General features: G+C 49.4%; 17 protein-coding genes, 1 tRNA gene and 1 pseudogene. 14 read left to right on the top strand and 5 right to left on the bottom strand.

The annotated features are described in order from the left end of the window. Nucleotides 1–9: 9 nt before the first annotated feature. Both ACUTSW_RS16325 and pepA read right to left on the bottom strand, forming a co-directional pair. On the bottom strand, nt 10–459 hold the full coding sequence (locus tag ACUTSW_RS16325; protein ID WP_012005017.1) for a DNA polymerase III subunit chi: 450 nt from the start codon (nt 457–459) through the stop codon (nt 10–12). An 85-nt stretch (nt 460–544) separates the two neighbouring features. Next, a complete protein-coding gene (gene pepA / locus ACUTSW_RS16320) occupies nt 545–2056 on the bottom strand; it encodes a leucyl aminopeptidase (protein ID WP_062869416.1) in 1512 nt (503 codons plus the stop codon). 281 nt (nt 2057–2337) lie between these two features. Here pepA and lptF point away from each other — a divergent pair, with 281 nt between their 5' ends. The 3 genes from lptF to ACUTSW_RS16305 all read left to right on the top strand — a co-directional run bounded on the left by lptF (nt 2338) and on the right by ACUTSW_RS16305 (nt 5435). Beyond that, nucleotides 2338–3432 carry an LPS export ABC transporter permease LptF gene (gene lptF, locus ACUTSW_RS16315; protein ID WP_006323363.1) on the top strand — a complete coding sequence of 365 codons (1095 nt, stop codon included), beginning with the start codon at nt 2338–2340 and terminating at the stop codon, nt 3430–3432. Then, nucleotides 3432–4502: an LPS export ABC transporter permease LptG gene (gene lptG, locus ACUTSW_RS16310; protein WP_020438362.1), complete on the top strand. Its 1071-nt coding sequence runs from the start codon at nt 3432–3434 to the stop codon at nt 4500–4502. The genes lptF and lptG overlap by 1 nt, the downstream gene beginning before the upstream one ends. A 216-nt stretch (nt 4503–4718) precedes the next feature. Next, nucleotides 4719–5435, top strand: a complete 717-nt coding sequence (locus tag ACUTSW_RS16305; protein WP_445584883.1) for a LuxR family transcriptional regulator — start codon at nt 4719–4721, stop codon at nt 5433–5435. On the opposite strand, the gene ACUTSW_RS16300 is transcribed toward ACUTSW_RS16305, so the two are convergent. Continuing rightward, nucleotides 5436–6080, bottom strand: a complete 645-nt coding sequence (locus tag ACUTSW_RS16300) for an acyl-homoserine-lactone synthase (RefSeq protein WP_445584882.1) — start codon at nt 6078–6080, stop codon at nt 5436–5438. It abuts the gene before it with no gap. 1129 nt (nt 6081–7209) lie between these two features. On the opposite strand from ACUTSW_RS16300, the gene ACUTSW_RS16295 reads away from it, so the two are divergent. The 4 genes and pseudogenes from ACUTSW_RS16295 to ACUTSW_RS16280 all read left to right on the top strand — a co-directional run bounded on the left by ACUTSW_RS16295 (nt 7210) and on the right by ACUTSW_RS16280 (nt 9458). After that, nucleotides 7210–7294: transfer RNA gene (locus ACUTSW_RS16295), tRNA-Leu, on the top strand. 234 nt (nt 7295–7528) lie between these two features. After that, nucleotides 7529–8164, top strand: coding sequence for a carbonic anhydrase (locus ACUTSW_RS16290; protein WP_445584881.1), 636 nt, complete (start codon nt 7529–7531; stop codon nt 8162–8164). A 97-nt stretch (nt 8165–8261) separates the two neighbouring features. Beyond that, a pseudogene (locus tag ACUTSW_RS16285) lies at nt 8262–8417 on the top strand (integrase core domain-containing protein); the annotation flags it as partial. A 273-nt stretch (nt 8418–8690) separates the two neighbouring features. Next, nucleotides 8691–9458, top strand: coding sequence for a hypothetical protein (locus ACUTSW_RS16280; RefSeq protein ID WP_445584880.1), 768 nt, complete (start codon nt 8691–8693; stop codon nt 9456–9458). A gap of 41 nt (nt 9459–9499) precedes the next feature. On the opposite strand, the gene ACUTSW_RS16275 is transcribed toward ACUTSW_RS16280, so the two are convergent. Then, nucleotides 9500–10201 carry a hypothetical protein gene (locus ACUTSW_RS16275; RefSeq protein WP_445584879.1) on the bottom strand — a complete coding sequence of 234 codons (702 nt, stop codon included), beginning with the start codon at nt 10199–10201 and terminating at the stop codon, nt 9500–9502. Between the two features lie 271 nt (nt 10202–10472). On the opposite strand from ACUTSW_RS16275, the gene ACUTSW_RS16270 reads away from it, so the two are divergent. After that, a complete protein-coding gene (locus tag ACUTSW_RS16270; protein ID WP_445584878.1) occupies nt 10473–10721 on the top strand; it encodes a helix-turn-helix domain-containing protein in 249 nt (82 codons plus the stop codon). A 2-nt stretch (nt 10722–10723) separates the two neighbouring features. After that, nucleotides 10724–12022: a type II toxin-antitoxin system HipA family toxin gene (locus tag ACUTSW_RS16265; RefSeq protein WP_445584877.1), complete on the top strand. Its 1299-nt coding sequence runs from the start codon at nt 10724–10726 to the stop codon at nt 12020–12022. A 120-nt stretch (nt 12023–12142) separates the two neighbouring features. Here ACUTSW_RS16265 and ACUTSW_RS16260 read toward each other — a convergent pair whose 3' ends face one another. After that, on the bottom strand, nt 12143–13384 hold the full coding sequence (locus tag ACUTSW_RS16260) for a hypothetical protein (protein ID WP_445584876.1): 1242 nt from the start codon (nt 13382–13384) through the stop codon (nt 12143–12145). 317 nt (nt 13385–13701) lie between these two features. Here ACUTSW_RS16260 and ACUTSW_RS16255 point away from each other — a divergent pair, with 317 nt between their 5' ends. From ACUTSW_RS16255 to ACUTSW_RS16235, 5 genes are all read left to right on the top strand, one after another. Next, nucleotides 13702–16065 carry a type I restriction-modification system subunit M gene (locus ACUTSW_RS16255; protein WP_445584875.1) on the top strand — a complete coding sequence of 788 codons (2364 nt, stop codon included), beginning with the start codon at nt 13702–13704 and terminating at the stop codon, nt 16063–16065. Continuing rightward, entirely contained in the window at nt 16065–17423 is a 1359-nt protein-coding gene (locus tag ACUTSW_RS16250) for a restriction endonuclease subunit S (RefSeq protein ID WP_445584874.1), read from the top strand. Before ACUTSW_RS16255 ends, ACUTSW_RS16250 begins: the two co-directional genes overlap by 1 nt. Further along, a complete protein-coding gene (locus ACUTSW_RS16245) occupies nt 17420–20668 on the top strand; it encodes a type I restriction endonuclease subunit R (protein WP_445584873.1) in 3249 nt (1082 codons plus the stop codon). Before ACUTSW_RS16250 ends, ACUTSW_RS16245 begins: the two co-directional genes overlap by 4 nt. Nucleotides 20669–20783: 115 nt before the next feature. Next, entirely contained in the window at nt 20784–22859 is a 2076-nt protein-coding gene (locus ACUTSW_RS16240) for an McrB family protein (RefSeq protein WP_445584954.1), read from the top strand. Further along, on the top strand, nt 22852–24138 hold the full coding sequence (locus ACUTSW_RS16235; protein WP_445584872.1) for an McrC family protein: 1287 nt from the start codon (nt 22852–22854) through the stop codon (nt 24136–24138). The genes ACUTSW_RS16240 and ACUTSW_RS16235 overlap by 8 nt, the downstream gene beginning before the upstream one ends. Nucleotides 24139–24177: the final 39 nt, after the last annotated feature.

The following is a 24177-nucleotide window of genomic DNA, read 5'->3' as shown; positions in this document are numbered from 1 at the left end:
TATCGTTGTTCAGTGAGTTGGCGGCGTTGCCGTGGTCAAATGGAAGCCGACGCTGCGATAGGCTTTATATCGGTCGCGCGCCAACTGTTTCAGGGTGTCTTCGTAAGGGACGAAGTCTACCACTTCATGGAAAGCAGTAGCAAAATCTGCAAACTGCGGCAGCAGGGCGATCAGCAGATCCCGTGGGGAGTTGCCGCGTTTGCCGGGCCAGCACAGCTCTACCGGCGCGCCGTAGTGCGGGCCTTCGCCGGCCAGGTTGTGCGGCACGAACTGGTGCGGATCGCGCTGCCACAGCGCTTCGTCCAGCCGCTGGGCCTGTTCCTGGCTCTCGCAGGCGATCAACACCCGCTTGCCGGAACGCCAACGTTCGGCGGCAACGGCGCAGGCCACGGCCTCATGCGCGCTGAGCGCGCCTGCCGGTTCTGCGTGTTCAATAAGATAGAACGTTGCCTGCTTGATCATCTGATTCACCGCTGCCTATAAAAAAATGTAGGGGCACAGCATGCTGTGCCCCTCGGGATTATACCTGAATTACCGCTCAGATTTAATCGTCGCCGTTCAGTCCTGCACGGTTGAGCAAGAACTGCGACAGCAGCGCAACAGGTCGCCCGGTTGCCCCTTTGGCCTTGCCGGAACGCCAGGCGGTGCCGGCGATGTCCAGGTGTGCCCAGCTGTACTTGCGGGTGAAGCGCGACAGGAAGCAGGCGGCGGTGATGGCACCCCCCGGACGGCCGCCAATGTTCGCCATATCGGCAAAATTGGAGTCCAGCTGCTCGTAGTATTCGTCGGCCATCGGCAAACGCCACGCGCGGTCGCCGGCCTGTTCGGACGCGCCGATCAGTTCGTGCGCCAGCGGGTTGTGGTTCGACATCAGGCCGGTGATGTGGTGGCCCAGCGCGATCACGCAGGCGCCGGTCAGGGTGGCGACGTCAATCACCAGCTCCGGATCGAAACGCTCGACGTAGGTCAGGGTGTCGCACAGCACCAGGCGGCCTTCGGCGTCGGTGTTGAGCACCTCGACGGTCTGGCCGGACATGGTGGTCAGCACGTCGCCCGGACGATAAGCGCTGCCGCCCGGCATGTTTTCACAGCCTGCCAGCACGCCGATCACGTTCAGCGGCAGGTTCAGCTCCGCCACTACGCGCATCACGCCGTACACGGTGGCTGCGCCGCACATGTCGTACTTCATCTCGTCCATGCCTTCGGCAGGTTTGATCGAGATGCCGCCGGAATCGAAGGTCAGCCCTTTGCCCACCAGCACGATCGGCTTAGCGTCCGGGTTCGGGTTGCCCTTATATTCCATCACCGACATCAATGATTCGTTCTGCGAACCATGGCCGACCGCCAGATAGGCGTTCATCCCCAGCTCTTTCATCTGCTGCTCGCCGATGACGCGGGTAACGATGTTGGTGCTGAAGGCGTCCGCCAGTTGGCGAGCCTGGGAGGCCAGGTAACCGGCGTTACAGATGTTCGGCGGCATGTTGCCGAGATCTTTCGCCGCTTTAATGCCGGAAGCCACCGCCAGACCGTGCTGGATAGCGCGTTCGCCGCTGGTCAGCTCGCGGCGGGTCGGCACGTTGAACACCATTTTGCGCAGCGGACGGCGCGGCTCCACTTTATTGCTTTTCAGCTGATCGAAGGTGTAGAGCGTTTCTTTGGCGGTTTCTACCGCCTGGCGCACCTTCCAGTAAGTGTTGCGGCCTTTCACGTGCAGCTCTGTCAGGAAGCAGACCGCTTCCATGGAGCCGGTATCGTTAAGGGTATTGATGGTTTTCTGAATCACCTGTTTGTACTGGCGTTCATCGAGCTCGCGCTCTTTGCCACAGCCGATTAACAGGATGCGTTCGGAGAGAATGTTAGGTACATGGTGCAGCAGTAATGTCTGCCCGACTTTACCTTCCAGTTCGCCACGGCGCAGCAATGCGCTGATATAACCATCACTGATTTTGTCGAGTTGTTCTGCGATAGGGGACAGGCGGCGCGGCTCGAAAACGCCGACTACAATACAGGCACTGCGCTGTTTTTCCGGGCTACCGCTCTTTACACTGAACTCCATGCACTCTCCTGAATCTTAAAGACAAAGGCGGAAGCTACGGCTAGAATGACCCAACTCCGTAATGAACTCCCGCCATTGAGTTAACTAACTATGTTAACCTGAACGGCGTAAATTGCTCTGTTTTGGCGACTATAGGCAAGTTCCTATAGGACACCCAAATGCTAGATGTTGTAATACTATTTTAGCTATGACGGTTGCCATATGATGAGAATAAATGGCGGATTAGCGATGAAACTATCGATTTTCCTGCAAAAAGACAAGTTTTCACAGGCGTAATAAGCGTGATCATCATAAGATATCTGGTACGGGAAACGCTAAAGAGCCAAATCGCGATCCTTTTCATCCTGCTTCTGATCTTCTTTTGTCAGAACCTGGTCAAGGTGTTAGGCGATGCGGTGGACGGCAATGTCCCGACAAATTTAGTCCTTTCACTGCTTGCATTGGGTGTGCCGAAGATGGCGCAGCTAATCCTGCCATTAAGCCTGTTTCTCGGCTTGTTGATGACGCTTGGGCGGTTGTACACCGACAGCGAAATCACCGTTATGCACGCCTGCGGATTGGGTAAACGCACCCTGATCATCGCCGCGATGGTGCTGGCGCTAATCACCTCCGCCGTGGCGGCGGTAAACGTGTTCTGGGCCGGCCCGGTGGCCTCCCGTTATCAGGACGTGGTGATCAGCGAGGCGAAAGCCAACCCGAGCATCGCCGGCCTGGCGGAAGGGCAGTTCAAACCCTCGCAAGACGGCAACGCCGTGCTGTTTATCGGCAACGTCAAGGGCAGCACCTTCAACGACGTGTTCCTGGCGCAACTGCGGCCGAACGGCAACCAGCGCCCTTCCGTGGTGGTGGCCGAGCGCGGCAAGATCAACCAAATGAAAGACGGCTCGCAGGTGGTGACGCTCGACAAGGGCACCCGCTTTGAGGGCACCGCCTTGCTGCGTGACTTCCGCATTACCGATTTCAACGATTATAAAGCCGTGGTGGGCCACCGTGCGGTCGCTATTGACGGCAACCAGGCCGAGCAGATGTCGATGCAGGCGCTGTGGCAGTCGGACGATCCGGACGCGCGCGCCGAGTTCCACTGGCGCCTGACGCTGGTGCTGTCCGTGGCCATTATGGCGCTGCTGGTGGTGCCGCTCAGCGTGGTGAACCCGCGCCAGGGCCGCGTACTGAGCATGCTGCCGGCCATCCTGCTGTATTTGATTTTCTTCCTGCTGCAGACCTCGCTGCGTTCCAACGGCGGCAAAGGCAAGCTGGATCCGATGATCTGGCTGTGGGTGGTCAACGCGGCGTACTTCGCGATCGCGCTGGCGCTAAACCTGTGGGATACCGTGCCGATGCGCAAGCTGCGCGCACGCCTGAGAGGAGCGGCCTGATGTTTGGCGTTTTAGACCGTTATATCGGTAAGACGATTTTCAACACCATCATCATGACGCTGTTCATGCTGGTGTCGCTTTCCGGCATCATCAAGTTCGTCGATCAGCTGCGCAAAGTGGGCCAGGGCGACTACTCAGCGCTGAGCGCGGGGATGTTTACCCTGCTGAGCGTGCCGAAGGACATCGAGACGTTCTTCCCGATGGCGGCCCTGCTGGGCGCACTGCTCGGCCTGGGGCAACTGGCGACGCGCAGTGAACTGGTGGTGATGCAGGCTTCCGGTTTTACCCGCATGCAGATCGCCGGCTCGGTGATGAAAACCGCTATCCCGCTGGTGCTGTTGACCATGGCGATTGGCGAGTGGGTGGCGCCGCAGGGCGACCAGATGGCGCGCAACTACCGTGCGCAGCAGATGTACGGCGGCTCGCTGCTTTCCACCAAAAACGGCCTGTGGGCGAAGGACGGCAACGACTTCATCTACATTGAGCGCGTGGCGGGCGAGAAAGAGCTTTCCGGCGTGAACATCTACCATTTCAACGACCAGCGCAGGCTGGAGACGGTGCGCTATGCCGCCACCGCCAGCTTTGAAGACGGCGTGTGGAAGCTTTCGCAGGTGGATACTTCCGACCTGACCAACGAAAAACAGGTCACCGGCACCCAAACCTTGACCGGCGAATGGAAAACCAACCTGACCCCGGACAAACTGGGCGTGGTGGCGCTGGACCCAACCTCACTCTCCATCAGCGGGCTGCACAACTACGTGAAGTACCTGAAGCAGAGCGGCCAGGAAGCCAACCGCTACCAACTGAACATGTGGAGCAAGGTGTTCTCGCCGCTCTCTGTGGCAGTGATGATGCTGATGGCGCTGTCGTTCATCTTCGGGCCGCTGCGCAGCGTGCCGATGGGCGTGCGCGTGGTGACCGGCATCAGCTTCGGATTCCTGTTCTACGTACTGGACCAGATCTTCGGCCCGCTGAGCCTGGTGTACAACATGCCGCCGGTGCTGGGCGCGCTGCTACCGAGCATGCTATTCCTGCTGATCAGCGTGTATATGCTGCTAAAACGCAAGTAGCGGCATTACGGGCAGTTTAAGAAGGCGTAGCCATTGGGTTGCGCCTTTTTTGTTTCTGGGGCCTGGCGGGGGCGGAGCGTGGTTACGGTGGGGTAGACGTTGGTGCGCTGTTAGGCCACTCGTCAGCGGATAGCCGAGTCGGAGGTTCCGGCTGCGTACCTCTTTCTGGTATATTCTGCTGAGCGGTATTTTTTAGCTATCGGGAGCCGGCAGTTAATGGAATATGAAGACAATATCAGCAGCATTATCAGCAAGCGTCTGGAAGCGGTATTGGCTGATTTCGGCGAGCTTATCTGGGCATATGTTGTCTTATCCAAAAAAGATATGTCGTGCATCTTTGGCGTAACAAACTACCCGGGGGAATGGGTAAAGCAATATAAAGAAAAAGGATTGCAGTATACCGACCCGGTGGTGATTACCGCGCTGAATCGTCTGACGCCTTTCGCCTGGGATGAAAATTTGATGGCCGGCGCAGGGTTTCGCTTCCCTGAACTTTTCGATAAGGCGCGTGAGTTTGGCGTGGCTAATGGCTATACCTTCGTGTTGCATGACTTTAACAACAATCTTGTCACCCTGTCCTTTACGCTCAACTGCGAGCGCAAGGCGGAAATAATGCAGGCGCTTATCGAGAATAAAGGCGAGATTACGATATTGCTGGCGTCAGTGCATGAGACGTATCTTACGCTGGCTTCACTGTCAGAAAAAAACGCCGCCGACTCGGAAAAAAACTCCCGCTTTACCGAAAGAGAAAACGAGATCCTCTATTGGGCCAGCGTGGGTAAAACCTACCAGGAAACGGGAATGATCCTGGGGATAAAGACCTGCACCATCAAGTTTCATATGTCCAACATTGTCAAAAAGCTGGGGGTGGCGAATGCCCGGCATGCAATACGTCTGGGTATGGAACTTCAGCTGATTAAACCGGTTTGTTGATTAGATTGCCGGCTCTGACGTCAGCGGCCAGGCGTTCAGAATGCTTTCGTCCGGCATACTGAGCTTACTGAATATTCTGGCTTTCAACGCCTCCAGACTTTTGTCGTCCACATGACCCAGCAACAGATGAACGGGCTCGTTCTTTTCAGAAATACCGGTCTCCAGCAGCGAGACATTCCAGCCTGAACTCTTGATGATATGCAGCATCGGATGACTGGCGACGGCAAGAATGCCGTCATAGCGGTGCTGCCGCGCATAGTTAATCAGCGAGAGGAACAAAGCCAGGGTAACGGGGAATCGACGCCCCAACAGCGAATGGGTTCTTTCTTTATCCACGAAAAAGCGGGTGGACTCGATGAAGTTCCCTTCTGGAATGTAGGCGTTGTTAAAAAATGAGGAGAATGCGCTGTTCAACATATTGTCGTGTTTCATATCAATCATCCTAGTGCCGCAAATGATTACGCCATTCTTAACGCCAAAAATGTAATTGGTCTTTTCATTATCAAACTGATCCAGCTCCTTGCCGTCTGAACAGTTTACGGCCCACTGCAACCGGTCTTTAAACGTGTTCTTTCTTAGCATATAAAGGTCTTCTGAATTTTCATTACTCATTGAGGAGTAGTTAACGCTATAGATATTAAACATAATGTTACCCTTGTATTAAAATAGAGTTATCCGGTAACATCAGTGAAGTTTCATTAATCGCATGCCAGGCGCAATAATGATAATTCTTTTCAATGGATTTGGTTAACCTTATTATTCCCCTTGCTGGGTTTCAGCATACATGAACGGGCCCGCTGGTCTTACAGCCGAGGGGACAAAGTCGCAGGCACTGACTTTAGAGGTTGTGTGGGATACCTAAGAAGATATTTACTGTGCCAGGGATGCAGAATGATAATAATCCTGTTTGCGGTCGAGAAGATGAATGTTAATAAATAGAAAGGCGGGCGAAACGTGAAAAATATTTCATAACCGGATTGCTATAGTGAGAAATTATTATTTTACAGAGTGCTGCTTGCTGCTTGCTGCTTGCTGGTTGACGGCTGGACAATCTTCATTAGCGTTTTTTTTAAATAGTTCTATTGCCCGATAGTCTTAGTGTGAAATAATAAGCCACATGAACAAATAAAGGTATAGTGCCGTACTATACCTTAGTCTAACTAGCCTCTAACGCTATAAGACCATATAATCCTCCCATTAAATTTTGATGAAAAATAATAAAAAAACCTGACCTATATTGAATCAGGTTGCTAAATAAACTAACACCAGGGAAATTTTACTTAGAGCTATCAACTCAGCAGAGGAAGGTGTTCTCTGCTGGTTTTTGGCATGGGTGATATTGCTATAGCGTGCTACTGCATAGTGGGTCATACACCAGCCATCTTGCTGTGCAAAATGCCCCCCAACTCAACCACCCTCCCGTAGTTGTACGGTCCCGATACCACTTTCTGGCCCCAAAACAGGGTGCATATTAATTTCTATTGATTGGTTGCTTATCCATTTTGCGCAGAGTTGATGCCGCTTCGGCATGACTGCGGTCTGAATGAGCCGTTTTTATCACTCCTATGGTAGGCGGCGCGGCCATTTGACATGTAGAAGCGGCGGACGTGCGGGCGATAAAGCTCGCGCATTCTTTGCAGAAAAGCATGGTAGGGAGGGGAAAACAGCGACTATGACGATTTTTTCAGCACTTAACTCATTGAACAACGGATAAGTGTTGCACGCGGATCGCTGAAAGGTATAATGCACCCGTTTTCCGCATACTACTTGCAGTGCCGAAGTGGCGAAATCGGTAGACGCAGTTGATTCAAAATCAACCGTAGAGATACGTGCCGGTTCGAGTCCGGCCTTCGGCACCATTAGTACAGCGCGAACAAGAAGCCACCGAAAGGTGGTTTTTTTGTGCCTGCGATTCTGCCCCGCGAGTTTTCCTCATTTTACCCAGATTTCTCTTCATCAACGGAATGCTGCACCTCGTAACTTGGTTGGCTTGCCCCAGGCGCTTGAAACGCGCTTTTTTACCTACGAGGTGCTGGACTAACGGGAAGTGATGCTTATCATGTTATCGATACTACCGATCCAGAGAGCGTGTTATGCAACATATCATTGAAGGTTTCCTCAGCTTCCAGAAAGAGATTTTTCCTCAGCGTCAGGAGCTCTTCCGCAGCCTTGCCTCCAGCCAGAACCCTAAAGCGCTTTTTATTTCGTGTTCTGACAGCCGCCTGGTGCCGGAGCTTGTGACTCAGCAAGAGCCGGGGCAGCTTTTCGTTATCCGTAACGCAGGCAACATCGTTCCTTCCTTTGGCCCGGAGCCGGGAGGGGTGTCGGCGACCATCGAATACGCGGTTGTGGCGCTAGGCGTCACGGATATCGTGATTTGCGGCCACTCGAACTGCGGCGCCATGAAGGCTATAGCTTCTTGCCAGTGTCTTGACCCGATGCCTGCGGTTGCCCACTGGCTGCACTATGCGGACGCGGCAAAAGCGGTGGTAGAGAAGAAAACGTGGGATAACGAAATCGACAAAGTTAACGCTATGGTTGAAGAGAACGTTATCGCCCAGCTAAATAATATTAAGACTCACCCGTCCGTTGCCGTTGGTCTGCGCAACAACGGCTTGCGCTTGCACGGCTGGGTGTACGACATCGAAAGTGGTGAGATCCGCACGCTGGATAAAAATACGAAGAATTTCGTTTCGCTGGCGGATAACCCTGACGTTTGCTTCGAATAACGTGATGCCTGGTCTTGGCGATGAAATTGAATCCACGTTCCGGCGTGGATTTTTTTATGGTAGATCTCATTAGTTGAATGTCATTAATCATGTTCTTTATCTGTTCAGAACGCTGAATGAAGCACGGGAGATAGCCGATCTCAGGTTGAATGAATACAACAGTGAGCGACCTCATGAGTCCCTGAATAACCTGACGCCGGAAGAGTACCGGCTGATGGCTGAAAAACCGAAAATATCAAAAAGTGCGTGCAACGAAACCGGGCGTGCTTACAATCGCACCATTCGTAAAGTGCGAACAAGAAGCCACCGAAAGGTGGTTTTTTTGTGCTTGTAATCTGGTTGTCCCTCTTTTCTGTTTTAACCCCTACTTACGTTATTACCTTGTTTTATAAAAGATAAATTTCATCCGTTGTTGTGCTGTTAACCCAACAACAAGCTGCTGGCCGCCTATGCGAATTGCTGTGTTTATATACAGTGATGGCATAGGAGAGGCCTATCGCCAATCAGGAAGAAGGCAGGGAAAAGCATGAAAATTCTTAAGTACGTTTTATGCGAGCGCAATGAAGATTCGATCACCGTAAGAGGAGATCGAGGTGGTGGTGGCAATTTCGGCGATACCACTCATGGTGGTGCAGATAATGGCCGCGATAGTAACTCGGGCACCATCAACCGCAATGATAAAACCAATGATACCGAGTTTGCTTCTATCTATGCTGATTTGGAAACTTATGAAGCCAAGATCCCTTACATGTATGTCGATACCAATGGGCATGTGACGGTTGGAATTGGCACAATGTTGCCATCCGTCGCTGATGCACAACGTTTGGCTTTTAATAAGCCCAATGGGGTACGTGCGACTGCTGCGGAAATCAAAGCTGAGTTCGAGCGTGTCCAAAGGGCATTTGCCAAGAATAAAGCGGCAACCGCCTATCACTCTCCAACATCTTTGACGTTAACGGAAGACACCATTAAAGAGCTTGTACGTACGCATGTGGATGCCGATCGTATTTCGTTGCACAACCGCTATAGTGACTTCTACGATTTTAGCCTGGGGATCCAGGTTGCCCTGCACGATATGGTCTATCAGTTAGGGAGTGCCGGTTTGGGTAAATACACCACTTTTAATAAAGCGGTGAACGACAAAAATTGGACTAAGGCGGCCGATGAGTCGAATCGCAAGGATGCCAATAAAGCGCGCAATGATGCGACTAAAAAAGCATTCACGGATGCCCAGGCAGTAAAAGATGCCGCCGAATGGCAACGTGATCGAGCTGCCCGCCGGTCCGAACGCTGATGTAACTTACTGACGATACCGCCCCTCCCAGGGCGGTATTTTTATGGGAAGACAATAGCTTCAGTTTCTACGCTGTAGCGCCCGTCTTTCTCCGGTTTTAGCAGGAAATAGCGCGTACTGCGATAGGTCGCATTCTGTATGCTGAAGTTCTGCTGAACGACATAAACGTTTTTCCCGTTAGTGCTGGCCCGGCCCACGCCCAAGAAATCAACCGCATAATTGCCGTCACTGTTATCGGCCAGATTAAAGGCTCCGTTTTTTTCATCCACAAAATGAATGGAGCCATCGACAGCCTTCAATGATTTTCCTGCACTGACCTGTTTAGCTCTGAGCTCGACAGCTTCGTTGCTGATCGCCTGATACATCAAAGCGGGCAAACGTTCCGGCAAGCTTGCTGGCGTACCGATAACCAACCCTTTTGGGCCGGCAGTGAATGAGCCGACGCGCAGGCTGTGGTTGATCAGGCAGGCCCCCAGATACTGATTGAGCGTATTAAAATCCATCGCATTTTCGGTTTGCTCAACCGGAGCCCCGAACTGTTGGTATTTTTGGTAAAAGTCTGCACAGGAAGTGGCCTTGAGCTGTGCGTTTCCCGGCCCTTTGAAATAAAACTGATCTGAAAAGCCGCTGTCGCTGGCGAAAATGGACTGATCAATCTCGGCAGTGGAGATCAAGCCAGCTTCAGCGCCTGAAAACCACGATATAAAGGGGACAACTAGCCATAACCTTTTCATGTGAGCCATTCCGTGTGCTTCCTTTTCAAAAAGATAGGTTAATGAGGGGAAAGACGCTGAGTGTGCGAACCTGGATTATAGCGCGGATATTGGCGTGGAAAGCAGCAGATGCAAGAAATTGGTGCGGGACGATTTTTTCTTTCGGAATTCGGTATATTCAATATATTAAGTCTGGTTATCCGCGATAGAGGATATAGCCGATTTTATCCCCCATAGCGGATAATATTTGCTTTATCCGCTATAGGGGATAATACTCATTTCATCCGCTTGGGAGGATAAAATGAAAATCACCTCGTCAAAGATGTTGGCGCATGCGCTACGCAACGAGCGTAAAAAGCGTAACCAAAGCCAAAGTAAAACTGCTGATAGCATTGGGCTAAAGCAGGCCACGGTTTCCGCGTTTGAAAACAACCCGGACGGCACGCGGCTGGAGACGTTATTCAAACTGCTTGCTGCGCTGGATTTAGAGCTACAAGTGACTCCGCGCGGCAAGCCAGTCGATCCCAAAACCTGGGATCAGGAGTGGTGAGCATGGAAAAGCTACGTGTGGCCCTGAATGGTACCCTTGTTGGGACGCTGGAAAAGCATGCGGGCGGCGCGATGTCGTTTGTTTACCACGAAGAGTGGCTGGCACAAGCCGGTGCGCGCGCCATATCGTTATCCCTGCCGCTACAACCAGAACCGTTTCGCGGTGACGTGGTGTATAACTTTTTCGACAACCTGCTGCCGGACAGCGAGTTTATTCGCAGCCGCCTACAGGCACGTTTTAGAACGGCAACCAAACAGCCTTTTGATCTGCTTTCCAGCATTGGCAGCGACTGCGTGGGTGCGATCCAGCTTTACCCTGAACATGTCGATGTGGCCCCGGTAAAGCAAGTGAACGCCGTGCCTGTGAGTGACGAAGAAATAGAGCAACTTCTGCTGGGATACCGCGAGGCGCCGTTGGGCATGGAGGCGGGTACTGATGATTTCCGGATCTCTCTGGCGGGTGCGCAGGAAAAGACCGCGCTGCTTTGGTTCGGCAATCAGTGGTATCGGCCACAGGGGAGTACGCCAACCAGCCACATTATAAAACTGCCCATTGGGCATATTGCACATAACAATCTGGATCTCAGTGAAAGCTGTGAGAACGAGTGGTTATGTTTACGCATTGCAGAACAGTTTGGCCTGCCGGTAGCGCAGGCTGAGTTGGCGCATTTTGGCGAGCAGAAGGTCCTGATCGTCGAACGTTTTGACCGGCGTTGGGCACGGGATAACAGCTGGCTGATTCGTTTGCCGCAGGAGGATTTCTGCCAGGCGTTAGGCATCGCCCCTGCGCTGAAATATGAGGCTGATGGTGGGCCCGGTATTGCGGCTGCGATGCAACTGTTAATGGGTTCTCAACAGCCATTACTCGATCGAGACACTTTCTTTAAAAGCCAAATTGTATTCTGGATGCTGGCAGCCATTGATGGGCATGCCAAAAACTTTAGCCTGTTCATTGAGCAGGAAACGGCCTATCGAATGACTCCGCTTTATGATGTGCTCTCGGGTTACCCATTTATGCATGCCCGTGGCATCGCGCCGCAGAAAGCAAAAATGGCCATGGCCGTGCTGGGGCAGAGTCGCCATTACCGTTGGAGCCAGATCTTGCCCAGGCACTTTACCTCTACCGCGAGAACTGTGGGGTATTCCGAAGAGAAAACGCTGCAGGTGATGGCTGAGCTAAAAGCGCAAACAGAGCAGGCAATCGCTAATGTGGAAGCAATGCTGCCGGACGAGTTTCCCCGTTCTGTGAGTGATGCAATCTTTTCTGGGGTTCGGCGGCAGGCCGAGAGGTTACCGGGGTAGGATGATAGATTGTTGCTTACTGTCAGTCAGATGATTAAAAGGGAAATTGGCACCCCATGATTAGCCAACCCATAAGGTCAGCTCTCCTAAAGCATTATGGAGAGCTGGGGGAAATAGAATTTATTTTAAAGAGTGGATAATATTTAGTATAGAATTATCATTTGTGATTTTTATTTTATCGTAATAGATTGGTTCTGGAATTGGGGAGTCCCAGATCTGGATTTCTTTTTTATTAAATGGAATACAATCCATAGCAATGTTTTTTAAGTGGTTTGTTTTTTCTTCATACTCTTTGGTGTTATCAATTGTTAACTTTAAACTTTCCTGTCTGGCATGGGTGATTGCAGTTGGGCAAATTAATTGTGTGTTACCTAAAGTGAAAATGCTGACGCCAGTGATAAAGAATCTATTGGGTATCTCTTGAAAGTATCTAGTATTCCACAGTCGGCCATTAAACATAGCATGAGGATGAACATCTTCGTTAATATAAAATTGGTGAGTACGCCCGTCGCTGATGCCTGATAGGTTCATCGTCATATTTATAATCATATTTGGTATAGGGCGAAATATCATAGATAGAATAACTAAAATAGTAGGGATAAATATTAATATCATAATAATGGCATGAAATACCCCACCATTTTTCTTCTCATTGATGTAAATTGTACCCGGAAAAATACTCAGTGTGGAGAATGTTAGTGCTACAGCAGTAAGTAAACTTATCTGGGCAAAATCGTTACTGCCTTCTGTGAACTCTAACTGGCTTAAGAAAAAAGAAATTGGGAGTATTTGTACAATTGCAGGGGTTAGAAGTAGTAATGGTAAGAATATTTTTGTTGAAGTTTTTTCTAGCGGTTCTTTGGCTCCATTGTTATTGTGAGGGCTATATTTTTTTGGATTTAAAATGTTCCTTTTAGTAATGCAAAAGCTAAACAGTACGGATATTATCAGAAAGACTGTAAAAGTTAAGTATCCATTCAAATCAAAATAATAATAAGAGAAGAAGCATGCGGACAAGAAAAGATATAATCCGATGCTGTTAAATAGAACAGTAATGGAAAAATCATTAGCCATTTCATTATGTCTTATCAAATCCTTTTCATAGCTGGAGAATATAAGTATCATCATAAATGACGAGGAAAATATTAATATACTAAATCCTAATAGTGATAGTATAGCGAATCCAAATATTACAGTTATAGCGGAACTAGCGTTAGTTGCATCATAGAATATATCTAATCTGCCTAAGTTATATAGATATAACCATATTACTGCGAGAGTTAATCCTGTAATAAAAGCCGACGATGAAACTACGGACAGGATAAGTTTCTTGCTTGGGATTTTAAAGGGGATATTGTTCACTATATGAATTCCTTATCTGAGTGCGTCCGATAAATGTGCAGTTACTGTTATGCAACAAATTAAGTCCAATATCAAATGTTCTATGTTACTTACGTCTGTTTATTATTTATTTTCTAATTACATGCGTAATAACCAAATGGAATTATGTCGTATTTGATATGAGGTTATGCCTAGATGTGTGCATTGGAGCGAGTTTGCCTACCTCTTTAGCCTGTGCCGGTTGACAGGTAAAACCACTACGCACTGATGTCACAGCAAGCTGTATTGATTCATGTATAATCTAGCCATCTTTTTGCGCCCCCATTCAGGTTGTTGATATGGCTAACACAAACTTCTCTCAAACAGCTGCTTTTATTTGGTCGGTAGCCGACTTGCTTCGCGGTGATTTTAAACAGTCCCAGTACGGGCGTGTGATTTTGCCTTTTACGCTGCTGCGCCGTCTGGAGTGCGTGTTAGCGCCGAGTAAAGATGCCGTTGTGGCACAAGCGGAAAAGTTGAAGGCCAGCCCGTTGCCGGAAGAAGGGCGAGAGAAGTTTCTGTTACGCGCCACTAAAGGCCTGTCGTTCTTTAATACCTCGCCGATGGATCTCGGCAAGATGGGGCAGAACGATATCAAAGCCAACTTGGAGAACTATGTTCAGTGTTTCTCAAAGGATGCGCGTGAAATCTTCGAGCATTTTAAATTCAGCGAGTTTGTTGGCCTGTTAGATGACGCCAACCTGCTGTTCAAAATCGTTAAGAAATTCGCCACCACCGACCTGAGCCCAAAGGCCATTTCTAACCATGAAATGGGTCTGGTGTTTGAAGAGCTGATCCGTCGTTTTGCGGAGAGCTCAAATGAGACGGCAGGGGAGCACTTTACCCCACGTGATATCGTGCGCTTAACCACTTCGCTGGTGTTTATGGAAGATAATGATGCATTGTCGAAAGACGGCATTATTCGCACCATTTACGACCCGACGGCGGGCACCGGTGGTTTCCTCTCGTCTGGGATGGAATATGTGCACGAACTCAATCCAAAAGCGGTGATGCGTGCCTTTGGCCAAGAGCTAAACCCAGAGTCTTACGCCATCTGTAAAGCCGACATGTTGATCAAAGGGCAAGACGTCAGCCGCATCAAGCTGGGGAATACGCTGTCCAACGACCAGCTCCCGCAGGACCAGTTCGACTACATGCTATCTAACCCACCCTTTGGCGTGGACTGGAAAAAGATTGAAGGTGAGATTAACGACGAATATCAGCAGAAAGGCTTTAACGGGCGCTTTGGCCCCGGTCTACCGCGTGTCTCTGATGGATCGCTACTGTTTCTGATGCACCTGATCAGCAAAATGCGTGATAGCCGTAACGCCGATGGCACCGTGAGCAGCGGTGGACGAATCGGTATTATCCTCAACGGCTCTCCGTTGTTTACCGGCGGAGCAGGCAGCGGTGAGAGTGAAATTCGCCGTTATATTCTGGAAGCTGATTTGCTGGAAGGTATTGTGGCGCTGCCAACGGACATGTTCTACAACACCGGCATTGCGACCTATGTGTGGATCCTGTCGAATAAGAAAGCAACCGAGCGTAAAGGCAAAGTCCAACTGATTGATGGCACCAACCTGTGCGGCAAAATGCGTAAGTCATTAGGTTCTAAACGTAACCTGATGGGCGAGGACGATATCACGCTTATCACCCGCACCTTTGGTGACTTTGAGGTGGTGGATGCGACTGCTCTGGAAGATTTAGGTCTGGAAAAAGCACCGGAGCAGAAATCTAACCGTGGCCGCCAATCGGCAACGGCTAAAACCGAAGCGCCGAAAACCTTCGCCAGCAAAATCTTTAACAGCACCGATTTTGGTTATCGTCGCCTGACCATCGAACGCCCACTGCGTTTGTCTGCACAGGTTACTGATGAGGCCATTGCCACACTGCGCTTTGCTCCGAAGCCGTTTAATGCACCCATGGAACGTCTGTATGAAGAGTTCTCTGCACAGTGGCAAAACGATAACTACGGTGATTTTAGCGAGCTAGAAGTTGAAGCCCGCGCCATTATCAAAGCTGAATTTGCTGAGCTGAAAGAGAAGCAAATTAAAGACCTGCTGGACAGCAAATTGTGGTTGGCACAGCGTGCATTAATGGAAAAAGCGCAGCAGATCCAGACGGCGCTGGGGGCTAAAGCGGGTGGCAAAGCGTTAGTGGGTGATGACTTCAATGAGTTCCAACTTACGCTGAAAGGCGCAATCAAAACCGCTGGCGTTAAGCTGGATACCAAAGAGAACAAACAGTTTATCGACGCTATCACCACCAAAAATCCGGCTGCCGAGCCGGTGGTGAAAAAGGTGCTGAAAGAAGCCGCCCAGCCGCTGTACGGTGCGTTTGAATATAAAGGCAAAGTGGTGGAGTTTGAGCAGGACGGCGATCTGCGCGATAACGAAAACGTGCCATTAAATCCGGCTGTTTCCACCAGTGATTTGATCGAGAATTACTTTAAAACCGAAGTGCTGCCACACGTAGCCGATGCCTGGATTAATGCTGATAAGCGCGATGCCAAAGATGGGGAAGTGGGGATTGTTGGCTATGAAATTCCGTTTAACCGTCATTTCTATGTTTATCAGCCGCCGCGTCCATTAGAAGAGATCGATGCCGATCTGGATGCCGTCAGCGCCGAGATTATGAAGTTGCTGCAGGAGGTACATTCCTGATGGCTAAGTATAAGGCGTACCCGGAGTATAAAAATTCTGGGGTAGAGTGGTTGGGTGAGATGCCGTGTCATTGGAACTTGCAAAAAGCAAAATATATTTTCCGCAAAGTACAGCGTGCAACAACTGAGCAGGACGGTATTGTAACAGCTTTTCGTGATGGGCAAGTGACCTTACGATCAAATCGGCGAGTAGATGGTTTTACTAATGCGCTTAAAGAAATAGGCTATCAGGGAGTAAAGGCCGGGGATCTTTTGGTTCATGCAATGGATGGTTTTGCTGGTGCTATTGGTATTAGTGATTCAGATGGTAAGTGTTCTCCTGTCTGTTCTGTATGCATCCCATGGGATGAAAAAGGAACACATATGCGCTATTACGGTTATTTAGTCCGTCAGCTCGCAGTGACTGATTTTATTTTATCGTTAGCGAAAGGAATTCGTGAGCGGTCAACTGAATTTAGGTTCAACGAATTTTCGGGATTGCTTCTTTCTTTACCTCCTCTCACTGAGCAAGCTCAGATAGCTAAATTCCTCGATCATGAAACCGCAAAAATCGATAACCTGATCGAGAAGCAGCAGCAACTGATTGAACTGTTAAAAGAAAAACGTCAGGCAGTGATTAGCCATGCGGTTACTAAAGGGCTAAATCCTGATGCGCCTATGAAAGATTCTGGTGTTGAGTGGTTGGGGGAAGTACCGGAGCATTGGGGATTAAAACAAATACGACATTTATGTTCATTTGTTGGAGGGGGCACTCCTTCTAAAAGCAACCCAGCTTTTTGGATTGGTAGCATACCTTGGGTTTCCCCCAAGGATATGAAGATTGATTATATATTTGATGCTGAAGATCATATTAGTGAAAGTGCAGTTAAGCAATCTTCAACAAAATTAATCCCAGTAAGTTCTGTATTAATTGTTGTTCGTGGAATGATCTTGTCTCATTCGTTTCCAGTAGCAATAAATACTGAGATTGTAACTATCAATCAGGATATGAAGGCACTAATTCCTAATGTTCAAATATCGTTTGAATATTTATATTTGGTTTTGAAAGGTTTTAGAAAAAATGTATTAGATTTAACTGATAACTCTGCACATGGGACTAAGTGCCTAAAAACTGAATCTTTTGAGCGAATGCAAATACCTATACCACCTTTGCAAGAGCAATTAAAAATAGTTTTTGATATTAAAGCACTATTGTCAAAAATAGATAGCTTAGTAAGCAGGCAGAATGAGGCGCTTACTCTTCTCCAAGAACGACGCACCGCCCTTATCTCCGCCGCCGTCACCGGCAAAATTGACGTCCGTAACTGGGATGCACCAGAAGCCGAAAAAGCTGAGGCATCACAGGAGGCTACCGCATGAGTATGGACACCACCAAAGAGGCAATCTTCCAAAATGAGATGATTGCTCAAATGGTTGCCAAGGGATGGATTGTCGGCAAACCCGACGGCTACGATCGCGAACGTGCTTTGTATGCGCAAGATGCGATTACCTTTGTGCAAAACACCCAGCCGCTGGAGTGGGAGAAATTTGCCAAGATTTACCCGACCGATACCGAGCGCCATTTCCTCGATGCGTTGGTGGCCCAACTAAAAAAAGCGGATAACAACGCCACCGATATGCTTTCGCGCACTTACGGCACGCTGGGCGTATTGCGCCACGGAATCAAAAGCCATAATGCGCGTTTTTCGCTGTGCCAGTTTAAGCCCGAACATAATCTCAACCCGGAAACGCTGGCGCGGTATCAGCAGAACATCTGCCGCATTGTGCCGGAACTGGTTTATAGCCCCTATGCCACCAAAGCGGCATTTGATGAAGCAGGGGCAAAAGCCAAGAAATGGCGTATCGACTTAGTGCTGTTTGTTAATGGCTTACCGATAGCAACGCTGGAGCTGAAATCTGAGTTCAAGCAGGCGGTGCACAATGCGATTAAACAATATAAGAAAACGCGTTTGCCGAAAGATCCGGTTACCAACAAGCCGGAGCCGCTGCTCACTTTCAAACGTGGTGCGCTGGTGCACTTTGCCGTTAGCCAGTATGAAGTGTTTATGGCCACTAAATTGATGGGCGATGACACCTTCTTCCTGCCGTTTAACAAAGGTACCCAAGCTGGCGGTGCGGGGAACGATATCCCTGAAGACCCAAATCGCTATGCCACCGACTACCTGTGGAATGAAGTTCTGCTGCCAGACAACCTGCTGAAAATTCTCGCCAGTTTTGTACATCTGCAAATCGAAGAAAAAGAAGAGTGGAACGGGCTGAAAGGTAAGAAAGAGAGCCTGATTTTCCCGCGTTATCACCAGTGGGACGTGGTGAATAAACTGATTAGTGCGGCCACGGAGGAAGGGACGGGGCATAAATACCTTATCCAACACAGCGCCGGTTCCGGGAAATCTAACTCTATTGCCTGGACGGCACATCAGCTTTCCACGCTGTACGACGAGAAAGGCGAGAAGCAGTTCCATTCGGTGATTGTGGTCACGGACCGTACGGTACTGGACGATCAACTTCAAGACACCATTTACCAGTTTGAACACGCGGACGGCGTGGTCGGGCGCATCAATAATAAAGAAGGCGATGGCTCGAAGTCGGAGAAACTCGCCAGCGCGCTGGAAAACTCACAGCCGATTATTATCGTTACCATCCAGACCTTCCCGTTCGTGCTGAAAGCTATCGAAAACAGCGTCAGCCTCAAGCAGCGTAAATATGCGGTGATCGCCGATGAGGCTCACTCATCGCAAAGCGGTTCCACGGCACGTCAGTTAAAAGAAGTGCTGATGACGGAAGAGGCGGATGATGATGTCGAGTTGTCGTCGGAAGATATTCTTGATGCCACTGTCGCCGCGCGCAAAGGCAGCAGCAATCTTAACTACTATGCGTTTACCGCCACGCCAAAAGCCAAAACTCTAGAGTTGTTTGGCCGTCGTCCTAACCCGCTTGAACCAGCATCGAAAACCAACAAGCCAGAAGCCTTCCATATTTACTCCATGCGCCAGGCAATTGAAGAAGGCTTCATTCTGGACGTGCTGAAGAATTACACCAACTACAAAGTGGCATACAAGCTGCTGCAAAAGTTGGACGATCCCGATCGAGAAGTCGACAGCAAAAAAGCCAAAATCAAACTGAACCAGTGGGTGACGCTGCACGACCATAACGTTGCCCAAAAAGTAAAAGTGATCGTTGAACATTTCCGCAAGCATGTGATGCATTTGCTGGGGGGACAGGCCAAAGCGATGGTGGTGACCAGTTCACGTAAAGCGGCGGTGCGCTATAAGCTGGCGTTTGATAAATACATTGCCGAGAATAAATACGCGAAGATCAATGCGATGGTGGCATTCTCTGGCGAAGTAGAGTTTGTTGAAAATGACCACAATAGCCTTGCGCTGCTGAATCAAAAGTTTACTGAAATGAATATGAACCCAGGGCTGAAAGGCCGGGACATGCGTAAAGCTTTTGATAGCGAAGACTATCAGGTGATGCTGGTGGCAAATAAATTCCAGACCGGTTTTGACCAGCCAAAGCTATGTGCCATGTATGTGGACAAAGCGCTTGGCGGTGTGGAGTGCGTACAAACGTTGTCACGCCTGAACCGCACCTATCCGGGCAAAGCGCAGTCGGGCACTTTTGTGCTGGATTTTTATAACGAGCCTGATGAAATTCTCGCTGCTTTCCAGCCGTACTACCAAACTGCGGAACTGACCGATGTTAGCGACCCTCAGCTGGTTTTCGAATTATTCGAGAAGCTGCGTACCAGCGGCATATTCCTGTGGAACGAAGTGGAACAGTTCTGCGAGGCCTTCTTTACCAAAAACAAATCCAATGCGGCGATCAGTAATATCTGCAAGCCGGCTGTTGAACGCTGGAAAAAACGTTATACCTCCGCTATCGATGCTTACGTACTGGCAAAAGAGATCTTTGAACGCACGAAGAAAACTAACGATATCGTGTTGATCACCAATGCTGAAAACAGCTTCAAAGACTGCAAACAAGAAAAAGACAAGCTGGATATCTTCAAAAAAGATCTCGGCAGTTTTGTCCGTTTCTACGAGTTTATGTCGCAAATCGTTGAGTACGATGACAAGGATCTGGAAAAACTGAGTCTGTTTTCCCGTCACTTGCGTCCGTTGTTGCATGAACAACGCATAGAAGAAGATGAGATTGATTTAAGCAATGTGGATATGAGCCATTACCGTCTCTCGAAAATCCACGAACAGCATCTTAAGCTTCAGGAAGATGCCGAAGAATATAAACTCGAGCCGGGTAATGACATCGGCACAGCCAAGCCGAAAGATAAGAAAGAAGAGTTTTTGTCGAACATTCTGGCGCGCCTTAACGACCTGTTTATCACTGATAATCTCAGCGATAAAGATATGATCAACTATGCGTTTACCGTGCGCGACAAGCTATCGGAAAACCAAGCGGTGATGACGCAGATTGCCAACAATACCCGTGAGCAAGCCATGCTGGGGGATTTTCCAAAAGCCATTGATGATGCGGTCATGGACAGCAATGAAGCTCAGCACGAAATGATGGTGCAGTATCTGTCCAACCCAGAGCTCGCCAAGGGGTTTGCCCGCGTGGTGTTTGATATGCTGAAAGGCGCTTGAGATTGATTAGGTAGTGGCTAGCAGCCTTGATGTTAACGTCTTGGCTGCCGTAGTTTTGTAGTAACAGTACCGGTTTTCTTTCAAATAATAATGTCACCGTACAGGAACTATCGTGATGGATATCGTTGCCGATGTTGAAGCAGGTAAGCTGACTCTCAGTGAATTGATTAACTCTCTGGCCGAATACAAAGATTATTCTCATTCAGAGTGGAATAGCCGTTACCGTGAATTTACGGCATTGCTTCAACAAACCCAGACATTCTCAGAGCCGGAGACGGATGATCTGGTTAAACGACTTTGGTATGAGCGTGATAACGGTATTGCCAGTATCCGTCAGGGTGTTCCATCGTTGGCCGAGTTCCAGCAAAGTCTCCCACTGCTCAGAGAACTGACCGAGCGTATTCATCGTCAACCCGACGAACAAACTTACCAATATGTAGAAGTCGCCTTGAAGCAAGCCAAGGAGACTGGGCAGCTCAAGCGGATGTATTGGAGTTTGAGGAATCGTGTCTTTGCGGCTTTTACTCCAGAAACTTGCACCAGCGCGGTAGACGAGAATGCGTTTACCAAAGCCGCGATGTTTATAAATGAGCAATTTTCGCTTGGCCTGACGCTTGCTGGCGATTGGCTGCAGAAAAACCATGAATTGAAGGGCGCGATTAACGGGCAGCTGCCAGACGCGGATCCCTACTATGTGAACATGGCGATCTGGCATCTCTATGAACTGCTGCGTGAGCGTGACAGCGAACAAAAACAAGAGAAAATGGTTAGCAGCGCAGTCACGGTGAGTAATGAAGTGGTGAGCGTGAAGATACCGCAGCATTCACCCGTCAATATGATCTACTTTGGCCCCCCGGGAACCGGGAAGACCTTCATCTTGCAGCAAAAAATGAAGGAGTACACCACGCAGGCTGCTCCCGCCGATTATGATGCCTGGCTAGATTCCCGCCTTGAATCGCTTAACTGGATGCAGGTGATAACGCTGGTCTTGTTGGATCTGAATAAACGCGCCAAAGTTCGCCAACTGACTGAGCACCCGTGGTTCCAACGTAAAGCCTTATTGAATGGTCGCAGCAGTCATTTATCGCAAACGGCTTGGGCCACACTGCAATCTTTTACCGTGCCGGAATCTACCACGGTTGAATATAAAAACCGCCGTGAGCCTACGATTTTCAATAAAACGGCCGAGAGTGAGTGGTTCTTGGTTAAGTCGCAGCTAGAGCAAGTGGAAGATCTTGTTTCACTTTATGCTGAGTTAAAGCAGGGTCCGCAAACAGCAGAGGCCATTCAGCGGTTTGCCTTGGTTACCTTCCATCAGTCTTATGGTTACGAAGAGTTTATCGAAGGGATGCGGGCTCGGGCCGATGAGGGCGGCAATATCTCTTATCCCATTGAGCCCGGCATTTTTATGCGTTTATGCCAACGTGCTAATGCCGACCCAGCGCACCGCTATGCCATTTTTATTGATGAGATTAACCGTGGCAATATCTCCAAGATCTTCGGTGAGCTAATTTCGCTGATTGAAATCGACAAGCGCGCCGGTATGAGCAATGCGATGAGCCTGCAACTGTCCTATAGCGGCCAGACATTCAGTGTGCCTGGCAACGTCGATATTATTGGAGCAATGAATACCGCAGACCGCTCATTGGCGCTGATGGACACTGCATTACGCCGTCGCTTCGATTTTGTCGAGATGATGCCAGATCTCTCATTGCTCAGTGGAGCCAAAGTAAAAGGCATTGAGCTTGAATCGTTATTAGAGAAACTTAATAGCCGAATCGAGGCGCTTTACGATCGCGAGCATACGTTAGGGCATGCGTTCTTTATGCCGGTAAAAAAAGCCTGCGATGCGAAGGATGAAGAGAAGGCGTTTAAACAGCTGAAAGCGGCATTCCAGAAAAAGATCATTCCGTTATTGCAGGAATATTTCTTCGACGATTGGAACAAAATACGGTTGGTGTTGGCGGATAATCAGAAGCAAGACGACAACCTACAGTTTGTCATTGAGAAAACCGATGATCTCGACATGCTGTTTGGTTCCGACCATGGTTTACGGCGTCATGATCAGCAATCAACAGCCTACGAACTTAAGGCTTTTGAGCAAGAAGTCTGGAATATGCCTCACGCTTACCGTGCAATTTATCAACCCGAAGAGGCTGTCCCTGCTACAAAGGCTGCGCAAAATGGGTGAGGTGATCTCTGTTTTTGAGTATGACCTGTTAGGTGTTGAAAAAGAAACGCCGGCTGGTGCTGTTCCTCTTCCTCGTGAGGTATTCCATTATTTAGAATCGCTTAGCCTGACCAGCGAGAAGGGGAGCCAACTGCTAAAACTCACCTCACGCTCTGGGTGCCGGTTGCTTCAAGTACAAAATTACGCCGGGATACTTTATACCCCCTTTGGCCTGCAGCTTGAAGTTCTGCCCAAGATAGGCAAAAACCTGACGCGTGGGCATGCGCGATCAACATTGCTGACTATGCTGAGCCATTTGTCTGGTTTTCGGCATATCCAAACCCAGCAGGCTTCCGTTCATGCGCAACGAATGCCTTTGCTGGAGATTTTTATCAACCAGTTTTTGCACAGCGTTAGCCAACTGCTTAAGCAAGGTCTGCGCTCCGACTATGTGAATGAACAGGGTAATTTACCCTTCATGAAGGGCAAACTGATGCTGTCCGCTCAGTTGCGGCGTAACATTGTGGATCGTCATAAATTTTGTGTCGATTACGATGACTATTTGCCCGACTGTGCCGCCAATAGGCTCTTACACTCAGCACTTCATAAACTAGGCAGCCTTAGTCTGTCATCAGAGAATCAGCGCTGGCTGCAGGAACTGCGCTTTGCTTTTGATGGGATTCCGTTTAGCCGAGATATTGATGGGGATATATCGAGTCTGCGCCTGGATCGGGGAATGGCCCATTACCATGAGCCGCTTGCATGGGCGCAATTGATTTTGCACGGAATGAGCCCGAGTGCTTTGCAAGGGGATGCTAAAGCCTTGTCGCTGTTGTTCCCTATGGAGGCGGTGTTTGAGTCCTTTGTCGCTCAGACTCTTGCTGATGAGCTGCCACACGGCTTCAAATTGAAGCAGCAGGCTGCGAGCTATTCGTTGGTTAAACATGCTGAGAGGGATTGCTTTAAGCTGCGCCCAGATCTGTTGATTCAGTCACGCCATCCGGTAAAAACCAAGATGGTGCTGGATACCAAATGGAAGTTGATTAATAACAACTCGCAGGAAAAATCTCTCTATGGAGTCGCACAATCCGATTTCTATCAAATGTTTGCATACGGTCAAAAGTATCTTGGTGGCGCCGGTGACATGTATTTGATCTACCCGGCGCACGATGACTTCAATCATCCAATACCGCAGCATTTTGCTTTCTCAGAGAAATTACGGCTGTGGGTTGTACCTTATCGAATCACAGCAAAGCGTGGGCAGAGGATGATGTGGGGAAAAGATGATCCTTTTGTCTAAGGTCATCTCTTCAACATCACCCTCGAAACACTTCTACTC

The sequence above is a fragment of the Serratia sp. TSA_198.1 genome (assembly GCF_052686505.1).
The sequence above is the reverse complement of the archived record's forward strand: the minus strand, read 5'-3'. Positions and strand labels throughout refer to the sequence as shown.

What these genes read in the sequence shown, in the direction of transcription:
- ACUTSW_RS16270 (WP_445584878.1), top strand. Translation starts at nt 10,473, where the DNA reads ATGAAAATCACCTCGTCAAAGATGTTGGCGCATGCGCTACGCAACGAG.
- ACUTSW_RS16250 (WP_445584874.1), top strand. Translation starts at nt 16,065, where the DNA reads ATGGCTAAGTATAAGGCGTACCCGGAGTATAAAAATTCTGGGGTAGAG.
- ACUTSW_RS16305 (WP_445584883.1), top strand. Translation starts at nt 4,719, where the DNA reads ATGGAATATGAAGACAATATCAGCAGCATTATCAGCAAGCGTCTGGAA.
- ACUTSW_RS16265 (WP_445584877.1), top strand. Translation starts at nt 10,724, where the DNA reads ATGGAAAAGCTACGTGTGGCCCTGAATGGTACCCTTGTTGGGACGCTG.
- ACUTSW_RS16300 (WP_445584882.1), bottom strand. Translation starts at nt 6,080, where the DNA reads ATGTTTAATATCTATAGCGTTAACTACTCCTCAATGAGTAATGAAAAT.
- ACUTSW_RS16235 (WP_445584872.1), top strand. Translation starts at nt 22,852, where the DNA reads ATGGGTGAGGTGATCTCTGTTTTTGAGTATGACCTGTTAGGTGTTGAA.
- ACUTSW_RS16280 (WP_445584880.1), top strand. Translation starts at nt 8,691, where the DNA reads ATGAAAATTCTTAAGTACGTTTTATGCGAGCGCAATGAAGATTCGATC.
- lptG (WP_020438362.1), top strand. Translation starts at nt 3,432, where the DNA reads ATGTTTGGCGTTTTAGACCGTTATATCGGTAAGACGATTTTCAACACC.
- pepA (WP_062869416.1), bottom strand. Translation starts at nt 2,056, where the DNA reads ATGGAGTTCAGTGTAAAGAGCGGTAGCCCGGAAAAACAGCGCAGTGCC.
- ACUTSW_RS16245 (WP_445584873.1), top strand. Translation starts at nt 17,420, where the DNA reads ATGAGTATGGACACCACCAAAGAGGCAATCTTCCAAAATGAGATGATT.
- ACUTSW_RS16240 (WP_445584954.1), top strand. Translation starts at nt 20,784, where the DNA reads ATGGATATCGTTGCCGATGTTGAAGCAGGTAAGCTGACTCTCAGTGAA.
- ACUTSW_RS16275 (WP_445584879.1), bottom strand. Translation starts at nt 10,201, where the DNA reads ATGGCTCACATGAAAAGGTTATGGCTAGTTGTCCCCTTTATATCGTGG.
- ACUTSW_RS16255 (WP_445584875.1), top strand. Translation starts at nt 13,702, where the DNA reads ATGGCTAACACAAACTTCTCTCAAACAGCTGCTTTTATTTGGTCGGTA.
- ACUTSW_RS16290 (WP_445584881.1), top strand. Translation starts at nt 7,529, where the DNA reads ATGCAACATATCATTGAAGGTTTCCTCAGCTTCCAGAAAGAGATTTTT.